This is a genomic window from Streptomyces sp. CA-181903 (assembly GCF_050937075.1).
GTDB lineage: Bacteria > Actinomycetota > Actinomycetes > Streptomycetales > Streptomycetaceae > Streptomyces.
Map to the genome: position 1 here is coordinate 4,744,787 of NZ_JBNJLY010000001.1, position 15,655 is coordinate 4,760,441.

Consider the following 15,655-nt stretch of genomic DNA (forward strand, 5'->3'; position numbering starts at 1 on the left):
GACGGGCCCGTGAAAGACGACGGTGGCGTCAGGGCTGGCTGTAACCGTCCAGGAAGGTGCCGATCCGGGTGACCGCGTCCGCCATGTCCTTGGCGTTCGGCAGCGTGACCAGGCGGAAGTGGTCCGGCTCCGGCCAGTTGAAGCCCGTGCCGTGGACCACCATGATCTTCTCGGCGCGCAGCAGATCCAGCACCATCTGCCGGTCGTCCTTGATCTTGTAGACCTTGGGATCGAGCCGCGGGAACGCGTACAGCGCACCCTTCGGCTTCACACACGTCACACCCGGGATCTGCGTCAACAGCTCATGCGCCACGTCGCGCTGCTCCAGCAGCCGGCCGCCCGGCAGGACCAGGTCGTTGATCGACTGCCGGCCGCCGAGGGCGGTGGCCACCGCGTGCTGGGCGGGCATGTTGGCGCACAGCCGCATGTTGGCCAGGATCGTCAGGCCCTCGATATAGCTGTCCGCGTGCGCCTTCGGGCCGCACACCGCCATCCAGCCGCTGCGGTAGCCGGCGACCCGGTACGCCTTGGACAGCCCGTTGAAGGTGAGGGTCAGCAGGTCGGGGGCGATGGCGGCGGTGGGGGTGTGGGTGACGCCGTCGTAGAGGATCTTGTCGTAGATCTCGTCGGAGCAGACGATCAGGTTGTGCCGGCGGGCGATCTCCGTGAGGCCGCGCAGCATCTCGTCGTCGTAGACGGCGCCCGTGGGGTTGTTGGGGTTGATGATGACGAGCGCCTTGGTGCGGTCGGTGACCTTGCGCTCGATGTCGGCCAGGTCGGGCATCCAGTCGGACTGCTCGTCGCAGCGGTAGTGCACCGCCGTACCGCCCGCCAGCGAGACCGACGCCGTCCACAGCGGGTAGTCCGGCGCCGGGACCAGCACCTCGTCGCCGTCGTCGAGCAGCGCCTGCATCGACATCTGGATCAGCTCCGAGACGCCGTTGCCCAGGTACACGTCCTCGACGGACAGCTCGATGCCCTTGGTCTCGTAATGCTGCACCACCGCGCGCCGCGCCGAGAGCAGACCCTTGGCGTCGCCGTAGCCGTGCGCGTCGCCGACGTTCCGCAGCATGTCCTCCAGGATCTCCGGAGGGCACTCGAAGCCGAAGATCGCCGGGTTGCCGGTGTTGAGCTTGAGGATGCGATGGCCCGCCGCCTCCAGCCGCATCGCCTCCTCCAGCACCGGACCACGGATCTCGTAGCAGACATTGGCGAGTTTCGTTGACTGGATCACCTGCATGACGGCCACCATACGGGGGCGCGCGACGCCGCGCTCCGGCTTTCCGCGTGAGTCGGGCGCGCGCGATCGGCGCTGTTCAGGGCGGTTCAGGGCGCCGGAGCGCGCCGGACGGCGCGGCCCGCCAGAACGTCCGTCCGGCGTCCGTCTTCCATCACAAAGCGTCCGGCAATCAGGACATAAGGAATGCCGGTTGGAAGCCGCCGAGGATCTTCGAAAGTGGCACCGGCGGCGACTGTGTCCGGATCGAAGAGCACCAGATCGGCCCGGCGGCCGACCCGGACGAGGCCCCGGTCGGACAGCCGGAGACGGGCCGCGGGACGGGACGTGAGATGCGCCACGCACTCCTCCAGGGAGAGGATCCCCAGCTCGCGGACATAGCGCCCGAGGTAGTGCGGAAAGGTGCCGTACGCCCGCGGGTGCGGCTTGGCGCCGTGCAGGATGCCGTCGCTCCCACCGGTGTGCGCCGGATGCCGCATGATCGCCCGGACGTTCTCCTCATGTCCGACGTGCAGCAGGACCGTCGTCCCGAGCCGGTCCTCGACCAGCAGCCGGCGGGCCGCCGCCCAGGGCTCCTCGCCGCGCTCACGGGCCAGCCCGGCGATCGTCCTGCCCGCGCACCCGGGAGCCCGCCGCGTGTCCGCGACGCCCGACACCTCGACCGCCGCCCAGTCGACCGGCAGACCATGGCACCCGTCGGAGCCGGCCACCTCCAGGGCGTACCGGATCCGGTCGGCCGTCTCGTCGTCGCGCAGCCGGGCCAGCACCGCCTCGGGGCCCCCTTCGGCCGCCCAACTCGGCAGCAGTGACGCGAGCGTGGTGCAGCCGGGGGTGTAGGGATAACTGTCGAGTGTGAGGTCCACGCCGCTTGCGCGAGCGGAGCCGGCGCGCGCGGCGTCGAGCAGGCGCAGCAACTCCGGTGCGCGCCCCTCGTTCCCCGCGAAGTTCAGGACGGTGTGCGCGAGATGCAGCGCGCAGCCCGAGTCCCGCGCCACCTCGATCATCTCCGCGTAGGCCCGCAGGGCGTGCGCGCCGTACGAACGGTGGTGCGGGCAGAAGTACCCGCCGTACCGCGCGACCACCCGGCACAGCGCGGTGAGTTCGGTGTCATCCGCGTACAGGCCCGGTGGATAGGTGAGCCCCGCCGACAGGCCCATGGCCCCCTGCTCCAGCCCCTCTGCCACCAGCCGCCGCATCCGTCCCAGCTCGGCGTCCGTGGCGGAACGGTTCTCCCAGCCGACCACCAGCATCCGGACCGTTCCGTGCGGCACGAGGTACGCGGCGTCGACCGCGATGCCCTCGCCGCCGAAGCCGTGGTCGAGCCGGTCCAGGTATTCGCCCGTCGTGCGCCAGGTGAAGTCGACGTCCTGCCCGTCACCGTTCCAGCCGGTGATCTGCGTCCGCACCCCGGCGAGCGTCCGGTCGTCCACGGGCGCGTACGACAGCCCGTCCTGCCCGAGCACCTCCAACGTCACACCCTGCGCGACCTTGGCCTCGTGCCCGGGGTCGCGCAGCAGGGCCAGGTCGCTGTGTGCGTGCATGTCGACGAAGCCGGGGGCGAGGACGAGGCCGTGCGCGTCGACGGTCCGGCGCCCGGACGGGCGGCTCCCCGCGCCCTCGCGGACGATCACGGCGATCCGGCCGCCGTCCACACCGACGTCGGCGCGGAAGGACGGGCCGCCGCCACCGTCCACGAGCCGGACGTCCCGGAAGACCGTGTCCATGGGCAACCGCCTTTCGACGACGCCGGGCCGGGCGGGGGCCGCGGTCAGCGACGGACACCCGGGCCCGCCGCCCACCACGCCCACCACGTCAAACGTCAGAAGAACGTCCGCACGTACTCCGTCACCGTCCCGCCCGCGTCCACCACCGGGATCATCGGCCACTTCTCGAACGCCGTGCACGGGTGCGAGATCCCCAGGCCGACCCAGTCGCCGACCTCCAGCGGGTCGTCCTCGGGCAGGGTGACGAAGGCGTGCTGGTCGGCGAGGCGGGTGACCGTCATACGGTCTGCGGGGCGCTCGGCGCCGTCGCGGCCGGAGCGGACGACCTGCGCCTCGGGGAGGCCGAGGTCGTACGGGGCGTCCCGCTTGCCCGCGTTGAGGTAGGCGTGGCCCGGTTCCGGGCGGGAGACGCACTGGGTCCAGAGCCGGAAGGCCGGCCGCAGGGCGCCCTCCGCGGGGTGGCGGGCGAAGGGGGTCTTGCGGCGGTACTGCCCGTCGTCATGGGTGATGTACGCGCCGGAGCGCAGCAGCTTGAGCACCGGCGCGGACAGCGTCGGAAGCTCTCCGAAGACCTCGGCGACCGCGTCGAACCACGAGCTGCCGCCCGCGCTGACCACGATCTCCTCGACACCCGCGAACCGTCCGGCCGCGTCGAACTCCACAACCAGCGAGGTCAGATCGCGCACCCAGGCGCGGACCCGTGCCTCGTCGGCGTCCGGGATCTCCGCCTCGTACCCGGCGACGCCCACCAGCCGCAACGTTTCCGCACCCGCCACCGCGTCCGCGACCAGCGCGGCGTCCGCCGCCGTCCGCACGCCCGTCCGCCCGCCCGCGGCGCCGAGTTCGACGACGACGTCCAGCGGCCGGCCCGCTCCGGCCCCGCGCAGGGCCGCGTCCATCAGCTCGACGCCGCGCACGGAGTCGACGTAGACGACGACGCGGAAGTCGGGGTCGGCGGCGAGTTCGCCGGCCAGCCAGCGCAGCGCGGCGGCGTCCACCACCTGGTTGGCGAGGAAGATCCGCCGCACGCCGAAGGCCCGGTAGACGCGGGCCTGGGCGGGCATGGCGGCGGTGATGCCCCACGCGCCGTGCGCGAGCTGCCGCGCGAACAGGCGGGGGGCCATCGACGTCTTGCCGTGCGGCGCGAAGGCGAGGCCGTGCTCCGCGGACCAGCGTTCCATCAGCGCGAGGTTGTGGTCCAGCGCCTCGGCCGACAGGGTCAGCACGGGCGTCGTGAAGCCGCCGGTGAACAAGGAGCGCCGCTGGGCCGTGAGGGCGCCGACGGTCAGCCCCTCGGCGTCCGGGGGCAGCCCCTTGAAACGGTGGTCCACCGGCTCGTGGGCGAGCCGGGCCAGGGCGTCGTCGGCGACGGCCATCGAGCCTCCTCGTTCTGCGCGTCCGGTGCGGCATCCGCCGTGCGCACCGCTCGCGGCTGTCTAACACCCGGCGGAACACCTGGTCAACGGCGGTCACCGGCGGCTCGTCGGCGATGGTGCGCACCGATCGGAGCACACCGGGCGGGCGGATCACCGTGGCCCGCCCGCCCGTGCCCCTTCTCCGACGGCTTCCTACCGCTTCGCACAGTACTGCTGCTCCTTGCCGATGGACCGGTACATGCAGTCCGCGTTCTCCAGCAACTGGAGCACCGCGTCCCGGTTGCGGGCCGTCTCCCGGTCGATCACCGAGGCCGGCGGGTAGAAGCCGCCGTCGCCCGCGTCGGTCGGGTACATCTCGAAGGTGTAGGCGAAGACCTTCTGCTCGCCCCACAGCCAGTCGTCGATCGTGCCGTCGGTGATGTAGAGGTCGCTCGACTGCTCGGCCGTGTAGCCGTTGCTGGCCGCCATCGCCTTGCCCACCTTGGCGAACGCGTCGTGGTCGTCCTGCGTCATGCCGGACGCGGTGTCGCTGTAGGTCCAGCCGAACGGCCACATCACCAGTTCGCTGTAGGTGTGGAAGTCGATCGCGGCCTTGATCCGCTGCTTCCCGTTGACGACCCGGCCGCGGACGAAGTCGGCGACGACCTTGACCTCGGGCGCCGACTCGGCGGCCCGGCCGCGGTAGGTCTCCGACCCGGTGCTGCCCGAGGAGCCGCCGCAGCAACCCCATTTGTAACCCCAGTTGCGGTTGAGGTCGGTGCCGACATTCGAGGAACCGGAGTTGGGCTGCCGGTTCTTGCGCCAGTTGCGGTAGGTGCCGGTGGCGATGTCGTATTCGCCACCGTCGGGGTTGACATCAGGGACGATCCAGATCACCCGCTCGTCGATCATCTTGGTGACCCGGGGGTCGGTGCCGTAGCCGTTCCCGAACTCCTTCAGCAGGTAGAGGGCCATCTCGACGGTCAGGTGCTCACGTGCGTGCTGGTGGTGGGTGAACAGGACCTCCGGCTTGGCGTCGTCGGGCTTCACGCCGGAGCTGACCCGGACGGCGACGATGTCGCGCCCTTCCTGGCTCTTGCCGATGATCCGCTTGCTCATGAACGACGGGTGGGCCGCGACGTCCGCGTCGACCTCGGCCATGGCCTCGCGGTAGTTGTGGTACTTGGCGTCGCGGGACGGGAAGTCGTACGGGACGGGCCGTCCGCCGGCCGAGCGGTCCGGCGGGCCGGGCAGCTCGGTCACGCGGTGGCCGAGGCCGCGGACGCGATCGGCCTGGGCCGCGTTCGCGGTGATGACCACGGTGTTCCCGTGGACGGCGTCGACGGACGCGCCGGTCGCGGCGACGGCGGTGCGCTGGGCGGCGGTGCGCGGGCCCGTCACCTCGTACGAGTGAGTCGTCTCGTACGAGTGGGTCGTCCCGGTCGCGGAGTGCGGCGCGGATCCGGCCGCCGAGGAGACGGCGGGCGCGGCCAGAGCGAGGGAGGCGAGGGAGAGGGCGGTGGCGAGGGCGGCTGCCCTGCCGCCGGATGAACGCGGTCGCATGACGGCCTCCTGAGGGGTCCGGTGTGTGCGACGGGTGGGGGGTTGGGCGAGGTCAGTGTCAAGAGAATGGCATGAGCAGGTCAAGGACTCCGGTGCGAGGGGTTCCGGCCAACTTCACCGTCACTCGGGACCGATTGATTGCGCGTGACCTCAAGGCCACCAACAATGCACATGCCAAATCGGAACGCACTTCCGTCCGGAGAGGACCACCCCCCATGAGACGACCTCTCGTCGGCGTACTCACCACGCTGCTGCTCGGCGGCGCGGCCGCGACCGGCATCGCCGCCGCCCCCGCGGGTGCCACGACCCAGACGGCCGACGCGTCGCGGGCATCCGCGCCGCAAGCCAAGGCGAAGGCCAAGCCCAAGGCCGTCGACTTCGCCGGCACCGTCGCCCTCAGCAACTGCTCGGGCTCGCTGATACGCCTCCCCAACTCGGCCGACAGCGACCCCGGCCTCGTGCTCACCAACGGGCACTGCCTGGAGACCGGCATGCCGGGCCCGGGCGACGTCATCGTCGACCAGCCGTCGTCCCGTACGTTCAGCCTGCTCAACTCCACCGCGGGCAGGGCCGCCACGCTCCGCGCGAGCAAGGTCGCCTACGCGACCATGACCGACACCGACGTCACCCTGTACCAGCTGACCACCAGCTACGCGCAGATCAAGAAGAGCTACGGGATCAACGCCCTCAGCCTCTCCGCCGACCACCCCGCCGCCGGCACGCCGATCAAGGTCGTCTCGGGCTACTGGAAGCGGATCTACTCCTGCAACGTGGACGGCTTCGTCCACGAGCTCCGCGAGGGCGACTGGACCTGGAAGGACTCGCTGCGCTACACGCCCTCCTGCAACACCATCGGAGGGACGTCCGGCTCGCCGGTCATCGACGTGAACACCGGCAAGGTGATCGCCGTCAACAACACCGGCAACGAGAACGGCGAGCGGTGCACGGAGAACAACCCGTGCGAGGTGGACGAGAACGGGAACGTCACCGTCCGGCGCGGCATCAACTACGCCGAACAGACGTACGGCATCACCAAGTGTGTGACGGCCGGCAACAGGATCGACCTGAGCCTGCCGGACTGCACGCTGCCCAAGCCGTGACGGCTGTGGTGTGAACGACGTGGTGTGAAGCGAGGGCCCGCCGGGGAAATCCGGTGGGCCCTCGTCGTACGGTTGCGCAGGATCGTTACTGCAGCCCGTGGACGTGCGTGCCGACCGCGTCGGACCAGGCGTTGCCGTTGCTCGCGTCCCAGTTCGTCGACCAGGTCATCGCCCCGCGGATGCCCGGGTAGGTCTTCGCGGGCTTGAAGGAGCCGCAGCCGGTGCCCTTGGCCAGGCAGTCGAGGGCGTTGTTCACCACGGACGGGTCCACGTAGCCGCTGCCGGCGCCGCGCGGGGAGGCGGGCAGGCCCAGGCCGACCTGCGAGGGCGCGAGACCGCCCTCCAACTGGATGCAGGCCAGCGCGGTGAGGAAGTCGGCCGACCCCTGCGAGTACACCTTTCCGTCGCAGCCCAGCATGGAGCCGCTGTTGTAGTACTGCGTGTTGACGACGGTCAGGATGTCCTTGACGTTCAGCGCCGTCTTGAAGTAACTCGCCGACGTCGACTGCATGTCGAGTGTCTGCGGCGCCATGGTGATCACGAGCTTGTCGCCGGCCTTCGCCGACAGGGCGCGCAGGGCCTGCGTCATGTACGTGGGGTCGAGGCCGTTCTCCAGGTCGATGTCGACGCCGTCGAAGCCGTACTTCTGCATCAGCCGGTAGACGCTGTCCGCGAAGTTGGCGGCGGACGCGGCGTCGCTGACGCGTACGCTGCCGCGCTCGCCGCCGACGGATATCACCACCGACTTGCCGGCCGCCCGCTTGGCCGCGATGTCGGCCTTGAAGTCGGCTTCGCTGTAGCGCAGGCCGGGGTCGAGGGTGAAGTCCACGGCACCGGGCGTGGCGGTGGCGTCGGCGAAGGCGACGGCGATGATGTCGTACTGCGCCTGCACGTCGCTGATCCGCTGGACCTTGGCGCCGTTGTCGAAGTTCTGCCAGTAGCCGGTCACCGCGTGCTTGGACACCGGGGGCCGGCCGCCGCCCGCGGCCGTCGTGACGCTGATCTCCGCGGAACGGGGCGACTCCCCGGCCGCGTTGACCGCCGTGACCTGGAAGCGGTACGTGGTGGAGGGCGCGAGTCCGGTGATGGTGGCCGAGGCACCGGTCGCCGACTGCGCCTTCGCGCCGTCGCGGTAGACCTGGTAGCCGGTGGCACCGGTGACCGGGGTCCAGGACAGGTCGACGGACGAGGAGGTGGTCCGGCCGGCCGTCAGCCCACCGGGGGCGGAGGGTACGGGGTCGCCGGGGTCGCCCGGATCGCTGCCGCCCGGGCCGGTGAGGGTGATGTCGTCGGCGAGGTAGGGGCTCTGGCCGTACCAGCCGTGGGTGTACACGGTGACGGAGGTGGTGTTGGGGCCGGTGGTGAAGGAGGTGGTGAGTTCCTTCCAGTCCGTGCCCGTGCCCGGTGTCCAGGTGGAGACGTCGGTGGTGCCGGTGCCGCTCGCGCCCAGGTATACGTACGAGCCCTGCACCCAGGCGCTCAGCGTGTAGGCGGAGCCGGGCTTGACGGCGACGGTCTGTGCGCAGCGGGCGTTGTCGAGTCCGCTCGGCGTGGCTTTGAGGGCGGCGGTGCCGGAGTGGGCGGGGGTGCCGGTGGTGCCGCTGTCGGCGGAACAGGTCCAGGGGGACAGGCCGTTCTCGAACCCCGCGTTCTTGACGAGGTTGGGATCGGCTTTCGGGGCGTTGGTGGATGGGGTGATGGCGGATGGGGTGTTGGCGGTCCGGGTGTCGGCCGTCGGCGCGGGGGTGGTGGTGTGGGGAGCGGCGTGCGCGGGGCCGGTGGCGGCCGTGCCCGCGGCGGCCAGGGCGAGGGCGGTGAGGAGACCGCCCAGGCGGTGACTCTTCCTGCTTCCCGTGGGGGCCGGGCCGGGACGTGCGTCATGACATGGGTGGTCGGAGCGATTCACTACTGCCTCCGGTGGGGGAGAGTTGAAACGGTGAGCGGGGGGTATCGCTGTGAAGGAGGGGGGTCACCGTCCGCGTGCGCTGAGGATGGTCCAGACCATTGCGTCCGTCAAGGGGAGGCGCGGAGGGCGCTGTTCGCGTTCCCTCGCGGTTCCCCGTACCGGTCTGTGCGCGGGAAGGCGGCCGGCCCGCCTCCACTCGGCAACGGGCCGGAGGAGACGGGAGGGAGCCGGGCCGGGCCGGTTCGGAGGAACTGTTCCGGGCCGCTCCGTTCGTGGATAAAGTGCGGGGCGCCGGCGTGTGCGGGGCAGCGGCGCCGAGCAGGGTCGATCCATGGCCGCCGGGGCTCCGGGGGCAGGAGTGGACGGGGATTCGGACGTGCCGATTGCGATAGCCGTCACCAGCCCCGACCTGGTGCTGCCCGCCCCCGACGGCCCGGCGCCGACCGCGGCCGTCCTCCAGCCGCCCGAGGCGCAGCCGCTGGAGACCGCGGTGGCCCAGGCGTCCGCCCTGCTCGACCGGTGCGGCCACCTGGTCGTCGTCCACTCCGACGCGCTGCCCGCCGCCTATGTCCGCCGGCTGCACACCGTCCGCGCGGTCCTGGAGAGCGAACGGATCGCCCTGCTGCCCGTCGCCCTGCCGCCGCTGGCGGTCGGCGTCCTGGCCCGCCAGTTACGCCAGTTGTCCGTCTCCGACCTGGGCCCCGGAGTCCTCGCCTCCGCCACCCGCCTGCTCGCCCACTACATCTACGCCGGCGCCCAACTGGCCAGCGTCGCCCGCTTCGACCGGGTACCGGTCGGCCTCGGCCCGCACCTCACCTCGCTGCTTCCCGGCGTCCGGTTCGGCGTCCTCGTCAACCCCGCTCCGCGCCTCGTCCGCCCCGGCGGTGACGACGTTCCGGGCCCCGCCTACCCGACCCGGCTGACCGTCGCCCGCGACGGCCCCCGCCGGGCCGAGGACTGGGTGACGGACGTCCTCGCCCCGGAGTGGCGCGTCGATGGGGTGCAGGAGGTGTCGCCACTGCCCGCGGAGTCCGTCCGCTGGTGGGGCACCCGGCGCGCCGTGGAGTTCGCCGCCGCCATCCCCGATCCGTCGATCCTCTACCAGCTGATCGCCTCCGTCCGGCGGGAGGAGTGCCGCTGGTGCGGGCTCGAACTCATCGGGGACCGCTGCGGGTTCTGTGCGGCCGGAGTGGGGGAGGCGGCGTGAGGGACCGGTTCCGGGGGCGTCCGGACCGCGCTCGAAGGGGTGCGGCATGCCGGAATGGCCCGAAGGGGTGCGCCATGCCGGAACGCCGCACGCGGGCCGGTCGATCGGCGTACCCTCGCAGCCCCGGCCGCCGACCGCCCGCCGGATTCACCGGGGGCGCGCGACGCGCCGCGGGCTCCGGCGCCTTACGGGACCGCCGGTGTGGAGCCGCGCGGGACCAACGGCGTGAAGGCGTTCGGGGTCACCGACGTGGAGCCGTATGGGACCGCCGGCGGGGAGCCGTCCGAAGCCGCCGACGCGTACGGGCCGAGCCGTGCCCCTGGAACGGTCGGCGGCAAGCGGCCCACCGTCCCGCCGGTCACCGCCTCGTCGCCGGAACCACCGAGCCGCCGCACCCCAACCGAGCCCCAGTGAGGTCCGCCGCACCATGAACTCACGCCAGCGACGCGGGATCATCCTGCTGCTCCTGTCGGTCCTCTGCGCCGTGGGAGCGGCGGCCGGGGTCTACGCGGTGGTGGACGACGCCGAGTCGAAGGTCGGCCCGGAGGTCACCGCCTACCGGCTGCGGTCCGACGTCGCGGCCTACCGGGCGCTGGACGAGGGGCAGTTCGAGAAGGTGTCGATGCCCAGACGCTGGCTGCCCGCCACGGCGGTCACGGATCTCGCCGAGGTGCGGGGCAAGATCGCCGTGACTCCGCTCCGCAGGGGATCGCTGCTGCAGAGCGACATGATCGTCAACCGGCCCGCCCTCGCGCCCGGTCAGCAGGAGATCGCCATCATGATCGACGCGGCGACCGGGGTGGCCGGGAAGATCACACCGGGGTCGAAGGTCAACATCTACGCCACCTTCGACGGCAGGGGCGGGGCGGCGGGCGTGGCTGCCGGCGGCGCCGGCAAGGACTCCACGAAGGACGCGAACCCCCAGCCGGTGTCGAAGGTCATCGTCAGCGGTGCCCAGGTCATCGAGGTCGGCAGGCTCACCCCGCTCGACGGCCGGAGCGGCGGCGCCCGGACCGGCGCGTCCGGGACCCGGCAGGCGGGCGACGCCGTGCCGATCACCTTCGCCCTGGGCACGAAGGACGCGCAACGCGTCGCGTACGCCGAGTCGTTCGCGACCCATGTGCGGCTGGCCCTGGTGGCGCCGGGCGACGACACCGGCGTCAGCGGTTCCGACCGCACGTACACCCTCGACGGCGACAAGTAGACGGGGGACGTTCCCGGTGACCATCCGCATCCTCCCGGCCGTCGCGGACCCGGAGACCGCCCGGGCCGTCGGCGGGCTCCTCGCCCAGCTCCCCGGCGTCGAACCGCTGCGTACCGTCGGCGACTCCACCGCGCTCCTCGACGCCCTCTCCGTACTGGGCGCCGCCTCGGTCTCCGGCCTCCCCGAGGTCGTCCTCGTCCACGAACGGCTGGGACCCGCCCCGGCGCTGGAAGTCGTCCGGGAGGTGGCCCTCCGCTTCCCCGCCACCGGCGTCGTCCTGCTCTCCGCCGACGCCGGTCCCGCGCTGTACGCGGCCGCCATGGACTGCGGCGCCCGCGGCCTCGCCATGCTCCCGCCCTCGTACGACGAACTCGGCACCCGCGTCCAGGCCGCCGCCCACTGGGCCACCGGCGTCCGCCGCCACCTGGACGCGGGACCGGGCGGCCCGGCGGGCGGCGCGCCCGGCGCGGCTGACGGGCGCCTCGTCGCCGTCGTCGGGGCGAAGGGAGGCGTGGGGACGACCGTCGTGGCCGTCCAACTCGCCCTCGCCGCACGGTCCGCCGGGCGCGAGGTGGCCCTCGTCGACATGGACCTCCAGTCCGGCGACGTCGCCTCCTACCTGGACGTCCGCTTCCGGCGGTCCGTCGCCGACCTCGCCGGCATCAGCGACATCTCGCCCCGCGTCCTCCAGGACGCCGTCTTCCCGCACCCCACCGGGCTCGGCCTGCTCCTCGCCCCCGCCGAGGGCGAACGCGGCGAGGAGATAGGCGACCCCGCCTCCCGCCAGATCACGGCGGCGCTGCGCCGCCGCTACCCGCTCGTCGTCGCCGACTGCGGTACGCAGATCACGGCGGCGGGCGCGGCCGTCATCGAGACGGCCGACCTCGCCCTGCTGGTCACCACGCCCGACGTGGTGTCCGTGCGGGCCGCCAAACGCATGGTCCGGCTGTGGGACCGGCTCCAGATCCGCAAGGCGGAGGACACCATGACCGTCGTCAACCGGCACACCCGCGGCGCCGAGGTGCAGCCGCCGCTCGTCGCCCGGACCACGGGGACGCGGGTGGCCCGTACCGTCGTCCCCGCCGCGTACAAGGAGCTGCGGGCGGCCGTCGACTCCGGCCGGATGCAGGACCTGGACGCCCGGTCCGGGGTCCGGCAGGCGCTGTGGACCCTCGCCGGCGAGCTCGGGCTGGCCGCTCCGCCGCCCGCCGCCCGGCCGGGCGGCGGCTCGCGCCGGCACCGGGCGCTCGGGACGGGGGGTCCGGTGCCGGAAGATTCCGGAGGGGCGAGTGGCGCCGGGGGGATGGGTGGTGCTGGGGGAATGGGTGGCGCCGGAGGGGCGAGTGGTCCGGGAGGGGCGGCCGGCTCCGAGGCGGGGACGGGCGGGGGACGGGCCCGGACCGGCTCACCCCCGTACCCGCGCCCTCGCCGTTCCGACGTTTCCGCAGGTGGGGCGGGGACCGGGGACAGGTCGCCGTCGAGTTCGCCGGGATCTTCCCCATGATCCTTGTCGCCCTGGCGGTGGTCTGGCAGTGCGTCCTGGTCGGCTACACGTACTCCCTCGCCGGGCACGCCGCGGACCGCGCGGCCCGCGCCGGGGCGGTGGGTCGCGACTGCGCGGAGGCCGCCCGCGCCGACCTGCCGGGGGAGTGGCGCACCGACTCGATCGACTGCGGCCGGGAGGGCGACGTCTACAAGGCGACGGTGAGGCTGAAGGTGCCCGTGCTCGTCCCGGACGCGGTCGACTGGCCGTGGGCGGTGGGCGGCACGGCGGGCGTGGCGCGGGAGGACTGAGGGGTGGCGGGGTCATCGGGGTCGGGGTGACGCGGCTCGTCGGAGATGGAGTGAAGCGGCCTCCGGCGGGTGGGACGGTGAGAGGGCGGGCACCTTTCCGCATCGGGGCGTCGGGTGAGCGTGCTCGCTCTTGGATCGGGGCGTCGGGGGAGCGTGCTCGCTCCCGGGTCGGGGCGTTGGAAGAACATGCTCGCTCCCGGGCCGGGGCGGCGCGCGATTGCCACCGGCCGTCGGGCGACCAGGGGTCCGCCGCCGTCGAGTTCATCGGTTTCCTGCCTGTCCTCCTCCTCGTGGGCCTGGCCGCGATCCAACTCGGCCTGGCGGCCTTCGCCGCCCAGCAGGCCGGGACCGGGGCCCGCGCCGCCGCCCGCACGGCGACACTCGACGACGCCCGCACCACCCCGGAAACCGCCGCCAGGACGGCCATGACCGACTGGGTCGCCCGGCGCGCCGACACCGTCCATGCGCCCCCCTGCACGCCCGGCACCGCCGAAGTGACCGCCACGGTGGACGTCTCCGTCCCCGGCCTCCTCCCCGGCACCGGCTTCCACGTCACCCGGCACGCCACCATGCGCTGCCCGGATGACGCGCGCGCCCCCACCGGCGGCCCGGCCGGGCCGCCCAGCGCTCTACCCGAACTCCCGGGCGTCCCGCCCGGACCGGCCGCAGTCTTCCGCAACCCTTCCGACGATTCACGTGAGCCTCACGAGTCCCACGAGCCCCGTGTACTCCCGTAGGAGAGCCGCCCATGAGTCTCCGGGCCCGCGTAGTGAGCCCCGAACCACCCGCCGGCGGACGGGAGTCGGACCACCTCGTCCCCGTCTACCGCGCCAAGCTCCTGGAGGAGATCGACCTCGCCGAGATGTCCGCGCTCGCCGCCGCCGAGCGGCGGTCGCGGCTGGAGCGCGTGCTGGGCCACATCATCAGCCGCGAAGGCCCGGTCCTCTCCACCGCCGAACGCGACCGGCTCATCCGCCGGGTCGTGGACGAGGCCCTGGGCTTGGGCATCCTCGAACCCCTTCTGGAGGACCCGACCGTCACCGAGATCATGGTCAACGGACCGGACCAGGTCTTCGTCGAGCGCGCCGGCCGCGTCGAGGCCGTCCCCGTGCGGTTCGCCTCCCACGAACAGCTGATGCAGACCATCGAACGCATCGTCTCCACCGTCAACCGACGCGTGGACGAGTCCAACCCCATGGTCGACGCCCGGCTCCCCAGCGGCGAACGCGTCAACGTCATCATCCCGCCCCTCGCCCTCAACGGCGCCACCCTCACCATCCGCCGCTTCCCGCGCGTCTACACGCTGCGGGAACTCGTCGGCATCGGCACGCTGGACGAACCGACGGTGATGCTCCTCGCGGGCCTGGTCCGGGCGAAGTTCAACATCGTCATCTCGGGTCCCACCGGTTCGGGAAAGACCACGCTGCTCAACGCCCTCTCCGGCCTCATCCCGGACGGCGAGCGCGTCATCACCGTTGAGGACGCCGCCGAACTGCAGCTCCAGCAGCCCCATGTGATCCGCCTCGAATCCCGCCCGCCCAACGTGGAGGGCAAGGGCCGGATCACCATCCGGGACCTCGTGCGCAACTCCCTGCGCATGCGCCCCGATCGCATCATCGTCGGCGAGGTCCGGGGCGGCGAGACCCTCGACATGCTCCAGGCCATGTCCACCGGCCACGACGGCTCCCTGGCCACCGTCCACGCCAACAGCGCCGAGGACGCGCTGATGCGGCTGCGCACGCTGGCCTCCATGTCGGAGGTCAAGATCCCGTACGAGGCGTTGCGCGACCAGATCGACAGCGCGGTGGACTGCGTCGTCCAGCTCACCCGCACGCCCGACGGGGCGCGCCGCGTCAGCGAGGTGGCGCTGCTGGACTCCTACGCGCCCCACAGGCGGCCCGACGCCCTCGCCGAGCGCCTCGTCACCGGGGCGCCGCCCGCCGCGGGCCACCGTCTCACCACCGTCGTCCGCTTCGACGCGCTGCCCATGGGCCCGGACCGCGTCGTACGCGGCACGTTCGCCCACCTCCCGCTGCCCGAGGGGGCCGTCGGCCGGCTGCGCCTGGCCAACGAGCCGGTCCCGCAGGCGTTCGGGGTCGCCGCGCCGCCCGGCACCGCCGCCGGGCCACGCACCACGGGCCGTCACGCCGGGCGGGCCGCGGCCGGCGAGGGTGTCGCTTACGGCGAGGGGGCCGTGTACGGCGAGGGGCTCCCGGCCGGCGAGGGGGCCGCGTACGGCGAAGGACCCGCCGACGGCGAAGGGCCCGCGTACGGCGAGGGGGTCGCGTACGGCGAGGGGCCCGCGTACGGCGAGGGGGTCGCGTACGGCGAGGGGCCCGCGTACGGCGAAGGGGTCACCTACGGCGAGGGAGCCGCGGAAGCCGAACAGATCCCCTAGTGAGGCGATCTCCGGGACACATCCGGGCCGACTCAGGGTTCGCGCGGTGCGGCTTCCCGGGAAGACCCACGAGGACACCGGCGGCAGCCGACGCGACACCACGACCACACGGGCCGGAGGCAACCGAAGGCCAAGGCCACGGAACGCCATGGAAGCCACAGAAGATC

Annotated in this window: 12 protein-coding genes; 7 read left to right on the plus strand and 5 right to left on the minus strand. The window is 72.7% G+C overall.

The features are described from left to right. Nucleotides 1–28: 28 nt before the first annotated feature. The 4 genes from ACQEVS_RS21320 to ACQEVS_RS21335 form a co-directional block, all read right to left on the minus strand. Nucleotides 29–1,240: a pyridoxal phosphate-dependent aminotransferase gene (locus ACQEVS_RS21320; protein ID WP_433022668.1), complete on the minus strand. Its 1,212-nt coding sequence runs from the start codon at nt 1,238–1,240 to the stop codon at nt 29–31. A gap of 86 nt (nt 1,241–1,326) precedes the next feature. After that, complete coding sequence (locus ACQEVS_RS21325; RefSeq protein ID WP_433022670.1) at nt 1,327–2,961, minus strand: N-acyl-D-amino-acid deacylase family protein; 1,635 nt, start codon at nt 2,959–2,961, stop codon at nt 1,327–1,329. A 95-nt stretch (nt 2,962–3,056) separates the two neighbouring features. After that, complete coding sequence (locus tag ACQEVS_RS21330) at nt 3,057–4,337, minus strand: amino acid deaminase (RefSeq protein ID WP_433022672.1); 1,281 nt, start codon at nt 4,335–4,337, stop codon at nt 3,057–3,059. A 192-nt stretch (nt 4,338–4,529) separates the two neighbouring features. Beyond that, nucleotides 4,530–5,879, minus strand: coding sequence for a M14 family metallopeptidase (locus tag ACQEVS_RS21335; RefSeq protein WP_433022674.1), 1,350 nt, complete (start codon nt 5,877–5,879; stop codon nt 4,530–4,532). Between the two features lie 215 nt (nt 5,880–6,094). Between ACQEVS_RS21335 and ACQEVS_RS21340 the strand changes: the two genes are divergently transcribed. After that, a complete protein-coding gene (locus ACQEVS_RS21340; RefSeq protein WP_433022676.1) occupies nt 6,095–6,979 on the plus strand; it encodes a trypsin-like serine peptidase in 885 nt (294 codons plus the stop codon). Between the two features lie 85 nt (nt 6,980–7,064). Here the strand turns inward: ACQEVS_RS21340 and ACQEVS_RS21345 are convergent, their stop codons facing one another. Continuing rightward, the gene (locus ACQEVS_RS21345) at nt 7,065–8,885 is read right to left on the minus strand and encodes a chitinase (RefSeq protein ID WP_433022678.1); all 1,821 of its coding nucleotides are present in this window, start codon (nt 8,883–8,885) and stop codon (nt 7,065–7,067) included. A 331-nt stretch (nt 8,886–9,216) separates the two neighbouring features. Between ACQEVS_RS21345 and ACQEVS_RS21350 the strand changes: the two genes are divergently transcribed. From ACQEVS_RS21350 to ACQEVS_RS21375, 6 genes are all read left to right on the plus strand, one after another. Continuing rightward, nucleotides 9,217–10,092 carry a hypothetical protein gene (locus ACQEVS_RS21350; RefSeq protein WP_433022680.1) on the plus strand — a complete coding sequence of 292 codons (876 nt, stop codon included), beginning with the start codon at nt 9,217–9,219 and terminating at the stop codon, nt 10,090–10,092. Nucleotides 10,093–10,519: 427 nt separating this feature from the next. Beyond that, nucleotides 10,520–11,296 carry a Flp pilus assembly protein CpaB gene (gene cpaB, locus ACQEVS_RS21355; protein WP_433022682.1) on the plus strand — a complete coding sequence of 259 codons (777 nt, stop codon included), beginning with the start codon at nt 10,520–10,522 and terminating at the stop codon, nt 11,294–11,296. 16 nt (nt 11,297–11,312) lie between these two features. Then, entirely contained in the window at nt 11,313–12,800 is a 1,488-nt protein-coding gene (locus ACQEVS_RS21360) for an AAA family ATPase (protein ID WP_433022684.1), read from the plus strand. Beyond that, nucleotides 12,797–13,090, plus strand: coding sequence for a pilus assembly protein (locus tag ACQEVS_RS21365; RefSeq protein ID WP_433022686.1), 294 nt, complete (start codon nt 12,797–12,799; stop codon nt 13,088–13,090). The genes ACQEVS_RS21360 and ACQEVS_RS21365 overlap by 4 nt, the downstream gene beginning before the upstream one ends. A gap of 176 nt (nt 13,091–13,266) precedes the next feature. Beyond that, nucleotides 13,267–13,827, plus strand: coding sequence for a TadE family protein (locus ACQEVS_RS21370; RefSeq protein ID WP_433022688.1), 561 nt, complete (start codon nt 13,267–13,269; stop codon nt 13,825–13,827). 11 nt (nt 13,828–13,838) lie between these two features. Further along, nucleotides 13,839–15,488: an ATPase, T2SS/T4P/T4SS family gene (locus tag ACQEVS_RS21375; RefSeq protein WP_433022690.1), complete on the plus strand. Its 1,650-nt coding sequence runs from the start codon at nt 13,839–13,841 to the stop codon at nt 15,486–15,488. The last annotated feature ends 167 nt before the right edge of the window (nt 15,489–15,655 follow it).

Coding starts and splice junctions, on each gene's coding strand:
- ACQEVS_RS21320 (WP_433022668.1), bottom strand. CDS start 1,240: ATGCAGGTGATCCAGTCAACGAAACTCGCCAATGTCTGCTACGAGATC.
- ACQEVS_RS21325 (WP_433022670.1), bottom strand. CDS start 2,961: ATGGACACGGTCTTCCGGGACGTCCGGCTCGTGGACGGTGGCGGCGGC.
- ACQEVS_RS21330 (WP_433022672.1), bottom strand. CDS start 4,337: ATGGCCGTCGCCGACGACGCCCTGGCCCGGCTCGCCCACGAGCCGGTG.
- ACQEVS_RS21335 (WP_433022674.1), bottom strand. CDS start 5,879: ATGCGACCGCGTTCATCCGGCGGCAGGGCAGCCGCCCTCGCCACCGCC.
- ACQEVS_RS21340 (WP_433022676.1), top strand. CDS start 6,095: ATGAGACGACCTCTCGTCGGCGTACTCACCACGCTGCTGCTCGGCGGC.
- ACQEVS_RS21350 (WP_433022680.1), top strand. CDS start 9,217: ATGGCCGCCGGGGCTCCGGGGGCAGGAGTGGACGGGGATTCGGACGTG.
- cpaB (WP_433022682.1), top strand. CDS start 10,520: ATGAACTCACGCCAGCGACGCGGGATCATCCTGCTGCTCCTGTCGGTC.
- ACQEVS_RS21365 (WP_433022686.1), top strand. CDS start 12,797: ATGATCCTTGTCGCCCTGGCGGTGGTCTGGCAGTGCGTCCTGGTCGGC.
- ACQEVS_RS21375 (WP_433022690.1), top strand. CDS start 13,839: ATGAGTCTCCGGGCCCGCGTAGTGAGCCCCGAACCACCCGCCGGCGGA.